The organism is Nocardia pseudobrasiliensis NBRC 108224, from assembly GCF_001613105.1.
Lineage (GTDB): Bacteria > Actinomycetota > Actinomycetes > Mycobacteriales > Mycobacteriaceae > Nocardia > Nocardia pseudobrasiliensis.
Genome location: NZ_BDBS01000047.1, coordinates 35,676 through 54,961, shown reverse-complemented (window position 1 = coordinate 54,961; position 19,286 = coordinate 35,676). Strand labels below are relative to the sequence as shown.

Sequence of the window (19,286 nt, the reverse complement as noted above, 5' to 3'; positions counted from 1 at the left end):
GCCGCCGCCTCGGCGACGACGGCACCGACCGCGACCCTCGTTCTACCGTGCGATCCGCACCTGGCCGTGGGCGGGCTCGGGCTCAGGCGGCTCGAGTTGCGCCCACGGGCGTGCGGCCTCCAGTTCGGCCGCGAGCTGCAGCAGCAGATATTCGCTGCCGGGCGCGCCGACGAACTGACTGCCCAGTGGCAGGCCGTCGGGTGTCCGATACAGCGGGACGCTCATGGCCGGTCGCCCGGTGATATTGGCCAGCGGGGTGAACGGGACCGACGTCATATTGGCGAAAAGGAATTCGCGGAACACCCGGTTGCGGGTGAGCACCCGGCCCGCGCCGAGACCCAGCAGCGGTCCGGTGAGTAGTTCGATGGCCGCGGGCGTCGCGGTCCGGCCGACCCGCGGCGGCGGTTCGGCGACGGTGGGTGTCAGCATCAGGTCGTGGTCGGCATGCAGAGCGGCCAAGGCCCGCGTGTAGTCGTTCCAGCGTTCGTAGGCCGCGACCAGTTCGTGGGCGGGCACCGCGCGCCCGGCGGCCGCCAATGCCCTGGTGTCGAAGTCGAATTCGCATTCCGACGCCCCGGTGAGCTGACGGGTTCGATCCAATGTCACCGCGGCATGGGCCATCCAGACCGTGGCGAAGTCGAACGCCAACTGTCGCCCGTCGAATTCTGGTGCGGCGTAGTCGATGTGGTGGCCCAGCTGCTCCAGCAGCGCTGCGGTCTGTTCGACCGCGCGGATCGCCTCGTCGTGCACCGCGGAACCGATCGGGGATTCGTATGCCACGGCGATGCGCAGCCGCCGTGGCGATTGACGCACGGCCTCGGTGAACACGTGGTCCGGGCGCGCGTGGTAGTACCGTGCGCCCGGATCGGGCCCGGCGAGAACGTCGAGCATGGCCGCGGTGTCACGCACACTGCGCGAGAGCACGCCCTCGGTTGCCAGCCCGTGCAGGTAATCGCCGCCACCGGGTCCGCACGGCAGTAGTCCGCGACCCGGTTTGAGGCCGAACAGCCCGCTCCAGGCCGCCGGAATCCGGATCGAACCGCCGCCGTCGTTACCGCCCGCCATCGGGACGACGCCCGCGGCCACGGCAGCGGCCGAACCGCCCGACGAACCGCCCGGCGTGCGGCCGAGATGCCAGGGATTGCGGGTGGCGCCGTAGGTCGAGGTCTCGGTGAAGGCCTTGATCCCGAACTCCGGCGTGGTCGTCTTGCCGAAGATCACCAATCCGGAATCGAGCCAGCGCCGCACTATGAGGCTGTGGCTCTCGGCCGGAATCGCCTGCAGCGGACGGGTTCCCGAGGCGGTCGGATATCCCGCGAAGTCCTGCAGCAGATCCTTGACCAGGAAGGGCACCCCCGCGAACGGCCCGTCGAGTGGCCCGGCGGCCCGCGCCCGCCCGGCCTGCTCCATGAGCAGACTGATCGCGTTGAGCCCCGGATCGACCTGTGCGCAGCGGGCGAGTGCGACCTCGAGCAATTCGGTCGGATGTACCTGTTTCTCGGCGACCAGCCGAGCGAGACCGACCGCGTCATGGGCTCGGTATTCGTCGTATCGCATAGGCCCTCCTCGAGCTCCTCCTCGAAGATAGCAGTTCCACTCGGTTATGCAACCGATCGGTATGTCTACCTGGAATCAATGGCTGACCAGTTACGATCACCGCAATGAGCGAAATCCGAATCGACGGCCGAAAGCTCCGGTATCAGCATCGCCGCCCGGAGCTGCTCGAGGCGGCCACGGAGTACGTGCTCGACCACGGTGTAGCCGAACTGTCGCTGCGTCCGATGGCGACCGCGCTCGGGGTCAGTCACGCGACACTCATCCGGCATTTCGAGACCAAGGACGCGCTCATCGCCGAGGTGCTCGAGCGTATTCGCACCGATTTCGTATCCCGTTTGCTCTCCGAGGAATTGAGCGAGGCGACCACCGGATCGGAACTGATGCGGGCGATCTGGGATCGGCTGTGTCAGCCACGCGAACAGCGGCAGTTCCGCGTGCTGTTCGAATTGGCGGCCGCGGCAGGCTATTCCGATGCGCGCGGCACGGCCCTGCCCGAGAACCTGATCACGACCTGGATCGCCCTCATCGAGGAATCGCTGGTTCGCTACGGCTGGCCGCGCCGCACGGTCGCCACCGCCGCCACCGTGGTGCTCGCCCAGGTCCGCGGTCTGCAGATCGATCTCATCACCACCGGCGATCGGGACCGGGTGGACGCCGCCTTCGAACTGCTGCTCGACATGCTCGAGCGCACGGGTCTGGAACATCGGAGCGCGGAGGCCGAATAGGGGTAGCGGAAAAGTGCTACCGGCTGGAAACAGAATGTTCATCATGGCGTCGTAGCGTGTGCTCGCCTGCTCGAGCGAGTGAAGGGACGACCGGTGAGCGAATCGGACACGACCGCACGGGGTTTGACGCGGCGGCGATTTCTCGGGGGTGCGGCGCTGGCCGCCGCGTTCGCGGCGATGCCGCCGAATGTGCGCCAGGTGCTGGCCGATCCGGTGGCGCCGAAACCGATCGAACATGTGGTGCTGCTGATGCAGGAGAATCGCTCGTTCGACCACTATTTCGGGACCATGCCGGGCGTACGGGGTTTCGCCGATCCGGATGCCCTGCGCTTTCCCGATGGGACCTCGGTGTTCCAACAGCCCGATGCGCAGAATCCCGACGGCTATACGCTGCCGTTCCACCTGGACACCTACCGCAACAGCGTGCAGAAGATCCCGTCCACCTCACACGCCTGGGCCGTCCAGCATCAGGCGCTCAACGGCGGCGCGATGGATCGCTGGCTGCCCGCGCATCGCAAGGCCGACGGCAAGAACGGGCCCTACGTCATGGGCTATTACGAACGCGCCGATATCCCGTTCCACTTCGCGCTCGCCGACGCGTTCACCGTATGCGACGCCTACCACTGCTCGGTGCTCGGACCGACCTGGCCCAATCGCATGATGTGGATGACCGGGACGATAGATCCGGGCGGCACGGGCGGCGGCCCGATCATCAGCAATGTCCGCGCGCCCGGCGGTTACGGCTGGACCACCTATGCCGAACGGCTCGAACAGGCCGGGATCAGCTGGAAGGTCTACAACGAGATCGACGACTACGGCTTGAACATGTTCGAGCTGTTTCGCAATTACCAGCAGGCGCCCGCGGATTCACCGCTGCGGCGCAGGGGCATCGATACCTCGCCGATCGGACAATTCGAACGTGACGCGCGCGCCGGAACGCTGCCCGCGGTGTCGTGGGTCCTGCCCAATGCCGCCGCCTGCGAACATCCCGACTATCGGCCCGCCGACGGCGCGAAATACATCGCCGACCGGATCAATGCCCTGGCCGCCAATCGAGAACTGTGGGCCAAAACGGTTTTCATCCTCACCTACGACGAGAACGACGGCCTGTTCGATCACGTCGTGCCGCCGCTGCCGCGCGCCGGTGAGCCCGATGAGTTCGTCCAGGGCGATCCGATCGGCGGCGGATATCGGGTGCCGACCATCATCGTGTCGCCGTGGACCGCGGGCGGCTGGGTGGCCACCGAACGTTTCGACCACACCTCGTGCCTGCGATTCCTGGAGTGGTTCACCGGCGTTCGCGAACCCAATATCTCCGCGTGGCGGCGCGACACATTCGGTGATCTGACCTCCGCGCTGCGCCTGAATCAGCCGCCCGCCACCACGCCGGTCTCGTTTCCGGGCGTGGACGCCGAGGTGACCCGAGCGAATGCCACCGACAAATTGCCCAAACCGGTCGTCCCGGCCGCGCCGCAGACCGAACCCGTGCAGGAACCGGGGACCAAACCGCATACCGGGCCGCGCTGACTCCTAGTAGTGGGCCCGTTTTCCGTGCCGGTACTGCTCGATCCAGCGGGCGCGATCGGATCCGCGATTCGTGCTGAGCCCGAACCGATCGTCGATTTCGATCGGCTGGTCGGCGGATTCGACGAGAATGCAGCCGAATCGCAGGCCGCGCAGAATGAAGTGTGCGCGCAGCGGCACCAGCCGGATCTGTCCGGCGCGCATCGGCACGCCGAACAGTGAACTTCCGTCGTGGCGGCATTCGGCCCATTCGTAGAGATCCACCCAGACCTCGAGGCCGCCCGGGTCGAGCTCGAGATCGTAGGCGAACAGTGTCGAGGTCACATCCCGCACGACCGCGTCGAGCCGGCGCAGCGCCGCGTCGCGCCCGTGGACGACCGGATGACCGGCCACTTCGATGACTATCTCGGGGTGAAAGTAGCGTTCGGCCATGGACCGGTAATCCCCGGCATTGTGGCGGGCGAGGTAGTCCTCGAAGGTGGCCCGATCCATCCGTTCGCCTTTCGAACCGATCATCCGCCCGATTTCGGCGGCATGTATGGATCGAACTCCCGGACGGGCCGGATTTCAATAGGTGTTACCGGAAATCGTCCGCGTGGTCGGCTGCCCACCGGGAAAATGTGCGACCGGATTCGCCGGTGACCGATTCGAGGGTCGGCCCGACCTGCGCGGGCTCGTCGCCCAGTCGTGACCACAGCTCGAGCACCGGGCGGTAGACGAATTCGGCGGCCTGTTCGAAGCTGATCCGCTCGATCCGGATCGGCTCGCCCAGCGCATCGGCCAGCAGGTCGACCATCTGCCGAAACGACAGCGACTGGGGGCCGGTGAGCGGGTAGACCTTGCCCGCGTGTCCGGGCGTGGTGAGCGCGGCGACGGCGGCATCGGCGAGGTCGGCCTCGTGGATCGGACTCTGCTGCACATCGGGGAAGGGCAGGCGCACAACGCGTTCGGTGCGGATCGAATCGCGCCACATATTCGCGTTGGTGGCGAAGGCCCCCGGACGCAGAATGGTCGCGGGCAGGCCCGAAGCCAGCAGTGGACGCTCCACCGCCACATGTCGGTTGCCGATGAAATTGTCGGGGGTCTGCGCCGCCAGCGAGGACAGCAGCACGATGTGCTCCACCCGCGCACCCTGTGCGGCGGTGAGGAATTCGTCGACGCCCGCGTCGGCGGCGTACATGAACACGCGGTCCACGCCGTCGAAGGCGGCCGCGTAGGTGGCCGGGTCGGCCGGATCCAGTCCGACCACCTCCACGTCCGCGGGTAGGTCGGTCTCCTGCGGACGGGAACTGGTGGCCCGCACCGGAATTCCGGCGGCGAGCAGTCGATCGATGACGGTGCGGCCGACAGTGCCGCGGGCGCCGGTGACCAGATATGTCACTGGGCTTCTCCTTCTTCGGTTCTGGGTTGTGCGAAGCGAGCGATGATGCGCCGCAACTGATCCGCGTAGCGCCGCTCGAATTCGGGTGTGCCCGGATCGACGCCGAACAGCTCGCGCGCGGCATCCGGCAGCAGCACCGGCGCCACGACCATGCCCATCACGGCCAGGCGGACCGCGGCGGAATCCAGATCGTCGGCGATTTCGCCACGTGTGCGGCGTCTTTCGGCATCGGCCAGGTCGGCCGTGCCGGTCGACGGGGCCACCGGAGTCTCCTCGGACAGCGACCGCCAGACCGCCAGCCGGATACCGCGCGGATCGGTCAGGGCGTCGTGCAGATAGCGGGTGGCCACCTCGCCGAGCGGCAGATCCGGATCAGCGAAATCGGCTTCACGGTCGAGCCACTGCTGTTGCAGCGCCCGGTAGAGCCCGGCCTTACCGCCGAAGTAGTACGTGATCAGCTGCTTGTTCACCCCCGCCCGGGCGGCGATATCGCCGACTCGGGCCCCGGCGAATCCACGCGCGGAGAACTCGTCGAAGGCCGCCTCCAACAGGCAGCGCCGGGTGCGTTCGGCATCGCGAACGCGCGCATCGGGTTCGGGGGTGCGATGTGCGGGCACGGCGTCACGCTAACACGCTACTTTACAAATGGGTAATTGATTTAGACGTATGGATGACAGCGCTCGCTTATAGGTTGGAGTCGTGACCCGCGAGTTTCCGTTGCGCCCCGATCCCATCCACGTCCCCGACGAGATCCTCACCGATCTGCGCGAACGGCTCGCGCGGACCCGATGGTTCGACGATGTCGACAATGCGGACTGGTCCTACGGCGTGCCCGGCGATTACCTGCGCGAACTCGTGCGCTACTGGCACAGCGGCTACGACTGGCGGCGGGCGGAGGCGGCCATGAACCGCTACGAGCACTACCGCGTCGAAATCGACGGAGCGCCGGTGCATTTCCTGCGTAGGCCCGGGGTCGGTCCGAATCCGACGCCGCTGATTCTGAGCCACGGCTGGCCGTGGACGTTCTGGCACTGGTCGAAGGTGATCGACCCGCTGGCCGATCCGGGCGCGTACGGCGGCGATCCGGCCGAGTCGTTCGAGGTGATCGTGCCGTCGCTGCCCGGTTTCGGCTTCTCCGGCCCGCTGCCGAAGCGGCCGGATATGAACTTCTGGAAGATCGCCGAACTCTGGCACACGCTGATGACCGAAATCCTCGGCCACGACCGCTACGCCGCTGCGGGCTGCGATGTCGGCGCGCTGGTCACCGGGCAGCTCGGACACCGTTATGCCGAGGAGCTGTACGGGATTCACATCGGCTCCGGGCAGATGCTCACCCTGTTCAACGGCGACCGGGCCTGGGATCTCAGCGGCGGCCATCCGATTCCGGACGACTGGTCCGACGAGGTGCGAAAGCGCCTGGTGGCCTTGGAGAAACGCTTCGCGGTCCATCTCGCCGCCCATATGCTCGCGCCCAGCACCCTCGGCCACGGCCTGGCCGATTCACCGGTCGGCATGCTGGCCTGGATCCTGGAGCGCTGGGCGGCGTGGTGCGACGGCGATGTCGACACCGTCTTCGGACGCGACGAAATCCTCACCCACGCAACGATCTTCTGGGCCACCGGCACCCTGCCCAGCTCGATTCGTACCTACGCCAACAACAATCGCTACCCCTGGACCCCGAGCCACGACCGGCATCCGCAGGTGGAGGCGCCCACCGGCCTCACCCTGGTGGGTTACGAGAATCCACCCGGCGTCCGAACCGACGAACGCGTCGAGCATTTCCGGGCGAGTCCGCGCGGGGACTGGTACAACCTGGTCAACGTCACCGCGCACGACCGGGGTGGACATTTCATCCCCTGGGAGATTCCCGACCTGTGGGTCGACGATCTCCGCCGCACCTTTCGCGGGCGGTGCTGAGGGAGAGGAGAGTCATGCGCAGGTCGTTACCGCGCTGGGTGGGGTCGCTGACGCTGATATGCGTGGTGGGACTGGGCGGAGGCTGCGCCGATCCGGCGAAACCGCGGCCGAGCGAGGCGGATTTCGTCTCGGTCACCGAGGCCGATCCGTCGATTCTGGTGGATGCCCGCTATTTCGGCGAGCACAACTTCATCGGCTCCCGGATCAACGGCTACGAGGCCCCCAAATGCCTGCTGACCAAGCAGGCCGCCGCGGCGCTGGCCGAGGTGCAGCGCGAACTGCGGCCGATGAATCTGAGCCTGAAGACCTACGACTGCTACCGGCCGCAGCGCGCGGTCGACCAATTCGTCTCCTGGGCGCGCGATCTCGGTGATATGAAGATGAAACAGGAGTTCTACCCGACCGTCGACAAGTCGAATCTGTTCCGCGACGGGTACATTGCCGAGAAGTCGGGCCACACCCGCGGCAGCACGGTGGATCTCACCATCGTCGCGCTGCCCGCGCCGACGGCCGAGCAGTATCACCCCGGCGATGCGCTGCGCGAATGTGTCCTGCCCGCGGAGCAGCGATTTCACGACGATTCGCTCGACTTCGGCACGGGTTTCGACTGTTTCGATCCGGCGGCGCATACCGCCAACCCGGCGATCGGCGGGGCGCAGCGGGGTCTGCGCGCGCTGCTGAGCGATGCCATGGCCGATCACGGATTCAAGAATCTGCCCGAGGAGTGGTGGCATTTCACGCTGCGCGACGAGCCGTTCCCCGATACCTACTTCGATTTCCCGGTGCACTGATCGCGGGCCGCGCCCAGGGCATCGGTGAGCACCGGATGCACCGGGTCGTCCGCCTCGACCTCGGCCAACGCCCGGCCGAGGACCGCGACGGCCCGGTCCGGACGGCCCAGCTCCAACAGGATCCGGCCGTGCACCAGTTCGGCGCGCGCGGCATCGGCCGCGTAGCCGAGTTCGCGATATCCGGCGGCCGCGGCGGCGGCGTGCGGTTCGGCCTCCTCGGCGCGCCCGCTGCCGAACAGCACGCGGGATGTGGTGTGGCTCAGTTCGGCTCGATGCCAGGCCAGCAGATTCGGCTCGGTATCGGTGGCCGCGAGTTCGCGCAGCGCCTGTTCGGCCTCGGCCAGGGCCGCGGCCGCCGCGTCGAAATCACCGGCCCAGCGCCACGACATCGCTTCGCTGGTGCGACAGCGGGTGAGCCGCGCGAGATTACCCGCCCGCCGGAACACCTCACCGGCCTCCCGATGGCGCTGCGCGGCGAGGTCGTCGCGGTCCAAGAGATCCAGCACCGCGGCCGCCTCGGTCAGCGCCCTGCCCTCGGCGTCGAGATCCCCGCTGTCCCTCGCGAATTCGGCAATCTGCTCCAATAGGGTGAGGGCCGGCTCGTATTCGCGCAGATCGCGGTGCAGACCGGCGAGCAGATAGCGGCAGTGCTGCGCCGCCTCGGTCTGATCGATCGCGGTCAGACCGTCCACCGCGTCCTCGGCCAGATCCGTGGCATCGAGCAGCTGTCCGGTCGCGCGATAGGCGGCCGCCAGATCCCATTGGCGGAAGGGAACTTCGGCGATGCCGTGGCGCAGTCCGGCGGCGATGGCGGTGCGCAGATCGGCGATCGCCTCGGCCGCGCGGCCCGCTTGATTGAGCAGCGTGCCGCGCAGGCCGTACGCGGCGAACCGATAGTCGTCCGGGGCGTCCGGGGGCAGGGCGGCCAACGCCTGGTCCGCGGCCGCGAGGGCCGCCTCGGGATCGCCGTTCTCCCACTGTAATCGGGACAGTCGTTGGGCCGCGGCGATGCACAGCAGGGGAAGGTCGGCCTCCCGGAATGCCGACAGCGCGCGCCGAGCCGCCGCGATGGCCTCGGCCCGTTCGTCGGAATCGCGGGCGGGCAGGGACATCCGCTCTGCGGCGACATCGCCGATGGCCACGGGATCGCCGGAGGCGGCGGCGAGGTAAGCCGCGGCGGCGAGCAACGGCAGCGCCTCGTCGATATGGTCGGCCACGGCTAGGCCCGCCGCGAGCCGCGTTGTGCCAAGCAGCTTTTCGGTATCGTTCCCATGCCGGGTCAGATGGTCGTACGCGGTCCGCAGCAGTGTCAGTCCCGCATCGATCGCACCGCGCTCGCACAGGAGGACACCGAGTCGGCCCAGATTGGCCTGCTGTTGGTTCTCATCGCCCAACGCGGCGAATTCCGCCGCGGCACGGCGTAAGCCGCGCTCCGCATCGGCCGGATCGGTCGCGAGCCGGGCGCGCAGGACGGTCGTTCGCGCCGCGAGCGCCGGATCGTCGGTCGGATCCAACCGCCGCAGCAGCGCCGCGGCGGTCTCCTCGTCGTAGCGACCCAGGGCGTGTTCGGCGCGCTCGATGATCTCCGCGGCGGTGCGCCCGGGTGTTTCCGGTTCGCGCGCCGCGGGATACGCGGCCGCTGGCAGTGCGCGCAGCTGCGCGCCGGGTGACAGCGGCAGCCGGTCCACGAGGGGTTCGCGGTCCAGTACGGCCCGCACGAGCGTGGTCTGATGGTTGGTGCCATTGCGTCGATCGAAGCGCGCGGCGATCGCGAGGGCCTCGCCGGTCAGCTCCGCGCGCAACGCCGAGACCGTCGCGTCGGCGACCGGGCGTTCCCCGTGCGCGGGTCGGCGCACGGTCGTCGTCTCGTGCCCCGCCGCGACGACGGTGCGCAGCAGCAGCGCCGCCGCGGCGGCGAAACGCATGGCGGCGAGGGGATTCGGCGCGCGATCCAGCCAGCCGAGATGCCGGTCGAGCAGTTCGAGGCCGCGGGCCTGATTGCCCGACAGGGCGCAGAACTCCAGATGCGCGCCGATATCGTCGAGGCTCTGCGGGCGGGTGCGCAGCACGCGATAGGCCCGGCGGTGTGCGCTGCGGGCCCGTTCGAACTGCCCGGTGCGCAGATACGCCAGCAGCAGGGTGGACAGGATGTGCTGCGGCTGCTCGTGACAGGTCAGCTCACCCTGCAGGACCGGCGTGGCCAGGGCGTCGGCGTCGGCGTCGCGGCCGCGCTCGACGAGATAGACCGCCTTGCTGGACGGATCGCAGCCCTCGCAGTCGGAGTTCTCGTCTCGCGGTGTGGTGCACCACTTCTCGTACCACCGGTCGGCGGCCGCGTAGTCGCCGATATGGGCGGCCACGCGGTGGCGGGCGGCGTAGACCGCGTGCAGGCTCTGTCCCTCCACGCGGTAGCGACGCTCCATCTGATCCAGTGCGGCCAGCGCCTTGTCGGCGGGCACCTCCGGAAAATCGGTGAGCGCGTTCACCGCGTATTTGAAGTACCAGCGCAGAGTGTGCGTCACCCACGGTTCATAGGTCGCCGGATCGCGATCGTAATCGGCCAGACAGCGCGCGAACGGGACGAAGAGTTTGGCCGGGTGCATGCCGAGGGTGTAGGACTGCACCAGCCGCATCCGGGTGTCGAAGGCGATTCGGGTGTGCCCGCCCGCCTCGGCATGCCGCAGAACCTGTTCCAGCAGTGCGTCTTTGCTGTCGCCGTATTCGAGTTGATCTGCCTGGCCGAGTAATTGGTACAGATGATGTTCGGAATGCGACATCAGAACGTGCCTCGGCTGTCGTGCACGGCCCAGTCGAGCAGACCGGCGAAGGAGCGGTTCAGCAGGGCGGTGTCGACCGGTCGCAGCGGATGCTGACCGAGCAGTAGCGCCTGGATATAGAGCGCCTCGACCGCCATGGTGGCCAGGCGCGCCTCGGCGATCCCGGATATCTTGCGCACCAGCGGATTTCGTTGATTGAGCACCAACTGTGGTCGGTCGGGTCCGGTCGCGGTGTCGAAGGCCGCGAGCACATCGGACCACAGGTCGTCGGCGAGCGCGCGGGTACTGCGCAGTTCGGCTCGGTGCTGGGTCTCGCGATCGAGCAGATACAGCGCCGCCAACGAGGACGGCTCGAAGGTGCGCAGCACGACCTCGCAGTCGAGCCGGTCCAGGGCGTGCTGGGCGGTGTTCACGAACGGGCGCAGCGCCAGTTCGGTGGCCGGATCCACCAGATCGAAGTGGGTGGCCAGCTCACTCGGATCGAGCCGCTCGACGCGAATGTCCGGATCGAGCGCGGGCAGCCGCTCGAGGATGTCGGTGATATACGCATAGCCGCCGTTCACCAATCCCAGACCCTGTGCGCTGGATACGGCCGAGAGCTGCCGGAACTCCTCCACCGACGGCGTGTAGCGCACCGAAGTTCCGAAGCGGCGGCGGAATTCGGCCAGCGGCAGACGTCCGGCATTGGTCTCCACCGGCAGCCAGCGGTCCACCAACCGCAGCATCTCGTCGTCGTAGAGGGCGAGCGCCTTCACTCCCAGCTGATGGACGTCCAGGAACTCCGCGAGCCCCGCCGGATCGGTGGTGGACAGTTCCACCAGCCAGTCGCGGATCTGGGCGCCGATCGCCTCGCGGGTGGCCTCCAGCAGATCGTCCTCGTAGAGGGCCTCGCGGCTGGCGGTCGGACGCAGTTCGCCGGTGTCGATGACGCAGCGGACGAAGAACGCCCAGTCCGGAAGCAGGCCGGTGACGCTCTCCGAGACCAACATGCGCTTGAGGTAGACCCGATGTCCGGCCTTGCCCGCCGGATTGGCGGCATGCGGCAGGACGAAGGCGACGCCGGTGACCCCCGATTCGGCGCAGCTCAGATCGATGGTCGCGAAGGGGGTGAAACCGAAGGTCTCCTCGGCGTAGCCCCACAGTGCGGCCCTCCGCGTTTCGGGCGTGGAATATCGAGCACGCCAAGGTAATTCGGGCCGCGTGACGATGCGGCCGTTCACCAGGACCTCGAGCGGCAGCATACCGCCGAACAGCGTGGCCAATTCGGTCACCGTATCGCCGGTGACCCAGTGCTCCATACCCTGTCGAGGCAGCAGGATCACCGTGGTGCCCGGTTCGGCGCGCTGTTCGGTGGCCACGGCGACCCGGTAGCGGCCGTCGGCCGAACCGGTCCACGCCACCGTGGGCCCGCCGCGCGCCGAGCGGGTCAGGACCCGCGCCTCGTCGGCGACGAGGAAACAGGACAGCAGCCCGATTCCGAACTGACCCAGGAATTCGTGCCGGGCGAAGCCGAGATCGTCGCGCTTGCCGCTGCGCCCGATGGTGGCCAGCAGCGTGTGTACTTCCGGTTCGGTCAGCCCGATACCGCTGTCGTGCACCCGGATACTGCCGTCACCGGTGCGTTCGGGGGTTTCGATCCACACCCGCGCGGGCGCCTGGGTGTCGGCGACACGGCGCGCGGTGACGGCGTCCACCGCGTTCTGCAACAACTCGCGCACGTACACCCGCGGGCTGCCGTAGAGATGGTGGCTGAGCAGGTCGACGATGCCGCGCAGGTCGACCTGAAAGACTTGTTCCACCAGCGCCTCCGACACGCCCACTTCGTATGGGGCTCACTCTAATCCGGAGGGCGCACTCGCGTCGTCACGCTGATTTCTGGGTCATGCCTATCGAATGGCGGCCACCATGGCGTCGCCGAAGCAGCGCCAGACCACGCCGGCCTCGAGGAAGCCGGATTCCAGCAGGCGGGCGATATGCCAGTCGGCCGGGTGGGTGTCGCCGCTGTCGTCGGTGCCGTAGATCTCCTGGCTGGCGGAGACGGCGTCGGCCAAATTCGGTTCCGCCGCCGCGGCCGCCCACCAGCCCTCCCAGTCCAGCGCGCCCGCGCCGCGGGCGCGGTCCTGATAGGTCCGCCGGATGTTGTCGTCCGCGGCGTGCAGCAGCGGTCGTCCCGGTTCGGGCATGTGGTCGGCGTTGAGGAAAACCCCGCCCGGGCGAAGCAGTTTCGCCAGATCGGCGTAGAGCCGCAGCAGCGGCGGGGTGGTGAGCCAGTGCAGCGCGGTCGCGGTGACCACTGCGTCGAAGGGCTCGTCGGGCATCTCCGCGATCCAGTCGGGCGCGTGCAGATCGGCGCTGACGAGCCGGATGCGCGGATCATCGGCGAAGGATCCGCGCGCGATCGTGAGCAGCGCCGGATCCAGATCCACTCCGATCGAGGTGGCGTGGGGCAGTCGCGCGAACAGCCGACGGCTGATACTGCCGGTGCCGCAGGCCAGGTCGAGCACGCGGGGCGTCGGACCGGCCACGGCCTCGACGACATCGAGCATCACCCGGAATCGCTCCTCGCGATCGGGCAGATACAGCTCCTGCTGACGGTCCCAGCTGCGCTGCCACCGTTCCCAATCCATACGTCCTCCTGCTCGAGCGGATACGTGAGGTGAGAGAGATTCGACGCCGAAGCGCCTACAGCTACTGCAAGGCTATCTATACTGCTCGGAAGGATATCGCGTCCGTTCGCCGGCGTACCGGCGACCCCGTTCCGGCAGTTCCCAGCTCCACCATGCGTTTTGCGTTCCGATTCGAGTGGAGGTGGTGTGGGTGGCTCGCCGGGTGGGCAGCGGACTGACCGTACTCGCCGCGCTGGTTTCGGTGGCGCAACTGGCCCAGGTGGCGGTGTCGACCACCAATGTCGCGCTGATGGCGACGCTCGGGGTACGGCAGGTGGCGGCGGGCGGGCTGGCGCTGTTGCTGTTCAACCAGATTCGCTCGCTGTGCGTCGGATTGATCATCGGCACCGAGAATCACGTCGCCGCGGCGGCCGGACGTGACGAAAAAGACGGCATCGCAGCCGATTTCGATGTTCGTCAGGTACTGCGCGCGAGTCTGCTCATCGCGACGGTCGCCGGTGGCGCGGGCGCGCTGGCGCTGATCGGGCTGGGCTGGACGCTGCAGTGGTTCGGACAGGACGCGGCCGTGCTGGCCGCGGCCCGGCCCATGATCGTCGCGCTGGCCCCGGGCGTGGTGCCGTATCTGTGGTTTCAGGCGCTGCGCTCGTATTCGATCGGGATGCGGCGACCGCGCGCGCAGGCGCTGGTGGCCATCGGCTGGGTGGGCGTCAATGCCGCGCTGGCAACGGTTCTGACGCACGGCTGGGGTGTCTGGCCCGCCCTCGGCCTTCCCGGCCTGGGCGTGGCGACCTCGACCGGCTACCTGCTCGCAACGGCCGTGTTGTGGACGATCCTGCGCCGCGATCCCGAACTGGGCGCCGGACTGTCGCTACGCATTCTGTCCGCACCGCGCCCGACGGTCCGTGCCCTGGTGCGCCTGGGCGTCCCGATCTCGCTGACGTTCGGTTCCGAGGCGGGCATCTTCTCGGCCCTCGGATTGGTCGCGGGCACCTTCGGCCCGGCCGCGCTGGCCGCCCACAGCGTGGTGTCGCAGATGGTTTACATCGTGCTGCAGGTGGCGACCGGCCTTTCCCACGGTGCGTCCACTCTGATCAGCGCGGCCATCGGCAGTGAAAACCTCGCTCGCGCAAGCGGTCTGGTGCGGCAGTCCGTCCGTTACGCGGCCATCGCCCCCGCGCTGAGCGCGCTGTGCTACCTCACGATCCCGGATGTCGTGCTGCGCCCGTTCCTCGTCGCTACCGATGCCGAAAGCGCCGCGGCGCTGGCCATCGCCCACACCCTGCTCACCCTCGCCGCCGTGCTGCAGTTCTTCGACGCGGGTCAGAATCTCGGCGTCGGCCTGCTGCGCGGCGAGGGCCGCACCGCCCTGGGCTTCGGTCTCTCGGCCATCGGCTACTGGCTGGTCGCGCTGCCCGCGGCCCTGATCCTGGCCTATCCCTTGGGTTTCGGCGTGGCGGGCGTGTGGTGCGGATTGTCCCTGGGTCTCGCGACCGCGGCCGTCCTGATGATCCACGGCACCCAGCTGCGCCTTCGCCCGGCGAATCGGGTTGCGGCGGAGCCGCTTGCGAGCCGATAGCGCCGCGTCAGTCGGTGGCGGTACCCATTTTGGCCAATCGACGCAGCTGACGGTTGACCTCGACCCGCTGTTCCAATGGTCCGTTGTGGCCGCCGGGCAGTTCGATCACGCCGATCAGATCGGGTAGGCGTTCGGCCAGGGTGTAGGACTGCCGGATCGGGATGACGCGGTCGTCGACACTGCCGATGACCAGGGTCGGCGCGACCAGACCCGCGGGATCGAGGCTGCCCGAGCGCAACTTCCGCAGATCGCCCGCGAAACCGCGCCGGGTGGCCACGGAGGTGGTCAGGACCTGCTCCTGCAGCAACGCTCGGGCGGCGGGAGAGGCCGAGCGGGACATGACGACCGAGGTGAGCAGGGCGGTCCGGCCCGGCATGCGGGTCGGCATCGGGGTCGAGCCGAGCAGGCCGAAGGTGACCGAGCGCGGCAGGCGGATGGGCAGCAGATCCGAGCCGTACAGCAGATCGCCCGCGGCGGTGTTCAGCAGGGCGATGGTGTCGGCGCGGCGGCGCACGGCCTCGGGATGGCGATGCGCCCAGGACTGAATCGCTATGCCGCCCAGCGAATGTCCCGCGACGAGGGCGCGCTCGCCCGGGCGCAGCGTGGCCTCGAGGACCGCGTCGAGGTCGTCGCCGAGATGGCGGACGGTGAAACCGCTGCGGCGCGGTCGCGCGCTGTGTCCGTGGCCGCGCTGGTCGTAGGCGATCACGCGATACTCCAGGGACAGTTCCTCGATCTGGTTCGCCCAGTAGTCGATACAGGCGCACATACCGTGGCTGAGCAGAATGGGATAGCCGTCGCGGGGACCGGAGACCTCGACGTGCAGGCGGGTGCCGTCGGCGGAGGTCACCTCGAGACCCCGGCCCGGTCGGCGGCCGTTGTACCGCCGGAATTCGATATCGTCACGCAGCCGGACCAGTTGACCATTCCCCAGCGTCCGCCATGACCTCGTCATTCGCCTCGCCTCCCGCATCCGGGGCCGCGCGCCGGCCGATAGCCGAACGGTAACACTGGCAAAACGGCCGGTCGGTTACATTTCCGTCACGAGCGTTTCGCGAATCCCCGCCTCGGCCTTGCGGCGGACGTAGACCTGGCGGCGGACCTCGGCCACGACCCGGCCGCGGGTGTCGACGATCTGGGTTTCGAACCAGGTCAGCGTCTTGGAGCCATCGGCGGCGCGCTGGCGGATATCGTCGGTGATCTCGGGCGGGACCCGCATGGTCGCGGTGAGTGTGGTGCGGCCGGGGGTTTTGAACTCGATTTCGGCGGCGGTGTCCCACACCAGATAGTCGGGGCCGAGTTGTTGCATGAGCAGCAGCATGAACAGCGGGTCGGTCATCGCCGACAGCGATCCGCCGAAGGCCGTGCCGACGTAGTTGCGGGTGGCGCGATTGAGCTTCAGCCGCACGGTGGCGGCGGTCCAGTCGTCGGCGACCTCGGTGACCCGGATGCCGCTGAACAGCAGCGGAGGCCAGATATTGAGGCCGAAGCGCAGTAGTCGCGGAGTCATCTTCCTTGCCATCGCATTGCCTCCTCGTCGATATAACGATCGGTCTACTTCGGGTAGCGTAGCGCGGGTAAACCGATCGGTATAGATAGCTGTGAGGTGGCTAACAGGAGAGGGCTGTGCGCCACCGCGGAGCGGGTGGCTTTCGAAATATGCTGTGCTACAGCCATACTCGCTGTTGCCGATCGTGCAACTTGGCTTCCTGCCGAACATCTGCCATCGGACGCGCGGATCGAGGGTACGGCGGCCGCGTCGAGCGAACTCGGTCTATGACCTCACGCCGTGACCGGCGTCGGCGTGCGGTCGCGGCGGGGCAGTAGGAGCGGGGTGGCCAGCACGAGCAGGCCCGCGACGGCGATGGCCGTGCGGGTCCCGATCAGCGCGGCCAGCGTGCCCCACAGCGCGGTCATGGCCGCGATACCGGCCTTGGTCGAGACCGACCACGCGGACAGCGTGCGGGCGATGCGGTCGCCCGGAATTCGCTCGAGACGGTAGGTGACCAGAACCGGATTGAAGAGGCCGCAGGAGGTGATCAGGCCGAATTCGACGGCGATGACGAGGATCAGGCCGGTGACGCCCGGACGGATGAGGATCAGGCCCAGGAGCCAGCACGCGCGGAAAGACCCGGCGGCGAACAGGATTCGGTGCTGGCCGTAGCGGGCGACGAGACCGCTCGCCAGCCGCGAACCGATGAGACCGCCGATACAGGGCGCGGCGAACGCGAGACCGTACTGCCATGGCGCGAAACCCAACGGCCCGAGCATGAGGACCGCCAGCAGCGGCGCGGTCGCCATGATCAGCCCGTTCACCAGCAGCACGTTGAACAGCAGCGGGCGCAGCGTCGGATCGGTCAGGATGAAACGCCAGCCCGCGAGCAGGTCGGCGGCGCGCGATCGCCGTTCGGCGTGATTTCGCGGCCGCGGCTCATGCCCGCCGATCGCGCGAATTCCCATGGCGGAGAGCAGAAAACTGACCGCGTTGAGCACTACGGTCACCACCGGGCCGAACAATCCGATCGCCGCGCCGCCCAGCGGCGGGCCGAGCATGGTCGCGGTCCAGGTGGTGGATTCGAATCGTCCATTGGCGACGAGTAGATCCTCGGGCCGCACAAGACCTTTCATATAGGCCCCGCTCGCGGCGGTGAAGGTGATATCCGCTGCGCCGAGGACGATGGCTACGACGACGAGCTGCGCGATACTCAGCCGCCCGAGCGCGTATGCGACGGGCACACTCAGCAGTATCGCGAACCGGAGCAGATCCATCGTCACCAGAACCGGCCGCTTGCGCCGGAATTCGACCCACGGCCCGAGCGGAACAGCGACCACGGCTCCCATCGCGGGACCCGCGGCCGCCAGCCACGAGACCTCATTCGGTCCGGCGTGCAACACCCGAATCGCGATCAGCGGGAAGGCATCGAAGGCGAGCCAGGTACCGGCCGCGCTCACCGCATAAGCCCCCCAGAGCCATTCGAACTCCCGCCCCGGCGATCGCATGCCCCACATAGTCGACAGATCGAAGCCGACGCTCGGTCGTGCGGTCAAACAACCGACAGCACGGCCGGTCACAACGGGAGGTTGTTCGACAACCGACGCGAACCGGCAGCGGCGGCGCGGCGCGCGTTCGACAATGGCAAATGATGTGGCTCACGGCCCAGGTCAGGAGTTGTCATGACGGACTCGTCGCCGATCGCTGTCCTCCCGCATCGGCTGCCGCTGCTGGGGCATATGATTTCGCTGCTGCGTGACCCGCTCGGATTTCTGAGTTCCCTACCGGCACACGGCGATCTCGTCCGTATCGGACTCGGGCCGGTCACCGCGGTCGCGGTCTGCGATCCCGCGCTGACCCAGGAGCTGCTGCGGCGCGATCGGGTTTTCGACAAGGGCGGACCGCTGCTCGATCGGGTCAGGGAGGTGCTGGGCGACGGTTTGGTCACCTGCCCGCACTCGGCGGCGGGACTATCCGGCGATTCGGCGAAATGCGCGGATATCTCGAGCAGTGTGCGCATCCGCGTATTCCTGAACTCCAGCACGCGTGCGACGGCCTCGGCGGTGTCGCGCGCGCCGTGCTGGGCCGCGGCGGTCACCCCGTTGATGGGGAACTCCTCGTCGGGCCCGCTCTCCCTGGCATAGGACAGTAGATCATTGTCGAGGTCGGCGAGATCGGCTGCGGCCCTGACCAATTCGGTCATCCGGCGAGCGCACATCACCTCGGCCGGTACCTCGCGGCCCAGGCTGATATCGGTGAGCATGAGGCAGGCGATATTGGCTCCGCCGAGTCTGCGCATATGCACGTAGGAGGCCAGGGGCGGAAGGGATTCGGCCCGTCGCCGCCCCGCCTCCCACAGCTTGGCGAGCAGATACTTCTCGGTGTCGTCCGCCCAGCGTCGGCATTGAACCGCCGAACTCGACTCCCCGACCCGTCGGTGCAGATCGCGCAGCGCTCGCGCGACCGGAAGTTCGTGCGAATTCACCGATTCCGGCGCTTCGAGGACCTGGATCAGGTCGCCGACGACCGCGCTGAATTCGACGGGATCGCTGCCGATTCGATTGCCATCGCAGTAGAGGTCGTCGAAAGCGAACAGCCAGGTGATGAAGTCGGACGCCAGTTGTGTTCCCGCGAGCGTTCCGCGCGGATAGGTATACGAGCCGAGTGCCGCCGGGGAGCCCGCCCGGAATGCCGGGAGCCGGCCCACCGGCAGTACACGGTGCCGGTCGAGCCACCAAATGCTCTCCGCCTCCATGACTTCCAGCATCGGATGGACCGAGCTCTCCAGCGGACACCATAATTCCTGATCCATGACTCATTGTCGGCAATCCCACGGGCCGTCTCGTCCGAATCGTCATATTGCGGAGGGTGTGACGCGGCGTCACCTGATCGAGGCGACCGACGGACGCCGGTGAGCTC

General features: G+C 68.0%; 16 protein-coding genes. 5 read left to right on the top strand and 11 right to left on the bottom strand.

Annotated features, from left to right (window positions below; genetic code table 11):
• Positions 1–42: 42 nt before the first annotated feature.
• The gene (locus NP4_RS31740) at positions 43–1,557 is read right to left on the bottom strand and encodes an amidase (RefSeq protein ID WP_068005806.1); all 1,515 of its coding nucleotides are present in this window, start codon (positions 1,555–1,557) and stop codon (positions 43–45) included.
• A 104-nt stretch (positions 1,558–1,661) separates the two neighbouring features.
• On the opposite strand from NP4_RS31740, the gene NP4_RS31735 reads away from it, so the two are divergent.
• Positions 1,662–2,282 (top strand): TetR/AcrR family transcriptional regulator, encoded by a 621-nt coding sequence (locus tag NP4_RS31735; protein WP_068005805.1) that lies wholly within the window; start codon positions 1,662–1,664, stop codon positions 2,280–2,282.
• A gap of 177 nt (positions 2,283–2,459) precedes the next feature.
• Complete coding sequence (locus tag NP4_RS31730) at positions 2,460–3,809, top strand: phospholipase C (protein WP_082876400.1); 1,350 nt, start codon at positions 2,460–2,462, stop codon at positions 3,807–3,809.
• Positions 3,810–3,812: 3 nt separating this feature from the next.
• Here the strand turns inward: NP4_RS31730 and NP4_RS31725 are convergent, their stop codons facing one another.
• The 3 genes from NP4_RS31725 to NP4_RS31715 all read right to left on the bottom strand — a co-directional run bounded on the left by NP4_RS31725 (position 3,813) and on the right by NP4_RS31715 (position 5,804).
• Positions 3,813–4,322 (bottom strand): nuclear transport factor 2-like protein, encoded by a 510-nt coding sequence (locus NP4_RS31725; protein WP_068005802.1) that lies wholly within the window; start codon positions 4,320–4,322, stop codon positions 3,813–3,815.
• A 61-nt stretch (positions 4,323–4,383) separates the two neighbouring features.
• Complete coding sequence (locus NP4_RS31720) at positions 4,384–5,187, bottom strand: SDR family oxidoreductase (RefSeq protein ID WP_068005800.1); 804 nt, start codon at positions 5,185–5,187, stop codon at positions 4,384–4,386.
• Positions 5,184–5,804 carry a TetR/AcrR family transcriptional regulator gene (locus NP4_RS31715; protein ID WP_068005798.1) on the bottom strand — a complete coding sequence of 207 codons (621 nt, stop codon included), beginning with the start codon at positions 5,802–5,804 and terminating at the stop codon, positions 5,184–5,186. Before NP4_RS31715 ends, NP4_RS31720 begins: the two co-directional genes overlap by 4 nt.
• A gap of 82 nt (positions 5,805–5,886) precedes the next feature.
• On the opposite strand from NP4_RS31715, the gene NP4_RS31710 reads away from it, so the two are divergent.
• Together NP4_RS31710 and NP4_RS31705 are read left to right on the top strand one after the other, a co-directional pair.
• Entirely contained in the window at positions 5,887–7,104 is a 1,218-nt protein-coding gene (locus NP4_RS31710; RefSeq protein ID WP_068005796.1) for an epoxide hydrolase family protein, read from the top strand.
• Between the two features lie 14 nt (positions 7,105–7,118).
• Positions 7,119–7,895, top strand: a complete 777-nt coding sequence (locus tag NP4_RS31705; protein WP_068005793.1) for a M15 family metallopeptidase — start codon at positions 7,119–7,121, stop codon at positions 7,893–7,895.
• Here NP4_RS31705 and NP4_RS31700 read toward each other — a convergent pair.
• From NP4_RS31700 to NP4_RS31690, 3 genes are all read right to left on the bottom strand, one after another.
• The gene (locus NP4_RS31700; RefSeq protein WP_068005792.1) at positions 7,871–10,672 is read right to left on the bottom strand and encodes a hypothetical protein; all 2,802 of its coding nucleotides are present in this window, start codon (positions 10,670–10,672) and stop codon (positions 7,871–7,873) included. The genes NP4_RS31705 and NP4_RS31700 overlap by 25 nt on opposite strands.
• Complete coding sequence (locus NP4_RS31695; RefSeq protein ID WP_068005908.1) at positions 10,672–12,471, bottom strand: HSP90 family protein; 1,800 nt, start codon at positions 12,469–12,471, stop codon at positions 10,672–10,674. Before NP4_RS31695 ends, NP4_RS31700 begins: the two co-directional genes overlap by 1 nt.
• 87 nt (positions 12,472–12,558) lie before the next feature.
• Positions 12,559–13,299 carry a class I SAM-dependent methyltransferase gene (locus NP4_RS31690; protein WP_068005789.1) on the bottom strand — a complete coding sequence of 247 codons (741 nt, stop codon included), beginning with the start codon at positions 13,297–13,299 and terminating at the stop codon, positions 12,559–12,561.
• Positions 13,300–13,489: 190 nt separating this feature from the next.
• Here NP4_RS31690 and NP4_RS31685 point away from each other — a divergent pair, with 190 nt between their 5' ends.
• A complete protein-coding gene (locus tag NP4_RS31685; RefSeq protein WP_245998660.1) occupies positions 13,490–14,875 on the top strand; it encodes an MATE family efflux transporter in 1,386 nt (461 codons plus the stop codon).
• 7 nt (positions 14,876–14,882) lie between these two features.
• Here the strand turns inward: NP4_RS31685 and NP4_RS31680 are convergent, their stop codons facing one another.
• The 4 genes from NP4_RS31680 to NP4_RS41320 all read right to left on the bottom strand — a co-directional run bounded on the left by NP4_RS31680 (position 14,883) and on the right by NP4_RS41320 (position 19,179).
• Positions 14,883–15,830 (bottom strand): alpha/beta fold hydrolase, encoded by a 948-nt coding sequence (locus tag NP4_RS31680; RefSeq protein ID WP_082876399.1) that lies wholly within the window; start codon positions 15,828–15,830, stop codon positions 14,883–14,885.
• Positions 15,831–15,905: 75 nt separating this feature from the next.
• Positions 15,906–16,397: a DUF4442 domain-containing protein gene (locus NP4_RS31675; protein ID WP_211335974.1), complete on the bottom strand. Its 492-nt coding sequence runs from the start codon at positions 16,395–16,397 to the stop codon at positions 15,906–15,908.
• 260 nt (positions 16,398–16,657) lie between these two features.
• Positions 16,658–17,875, bottom strand: a complete 1,218-nt coding sequence (locus NP4_RS31670) for an MFS transporter (protein ID WP_211335973.1) — start codon at positions 17,873–17,875, stop codon at positions 16,658–16,660.
• 68 nt (positions 17,876–17,943) lie between these two features.
• Positions 17,944–19,179: a terpene synthase family protein gene (locus NP4_RS41320; protein WP_068005785.1), complete on the bottom strand. Its 1,236-nt coding sequence runs from the start codon at positions 19,177–19,179 to the stop codon at positions 17,944–17,946.
• Positions 19,180–19,286 lie beyond the last annotated feature (107 nt).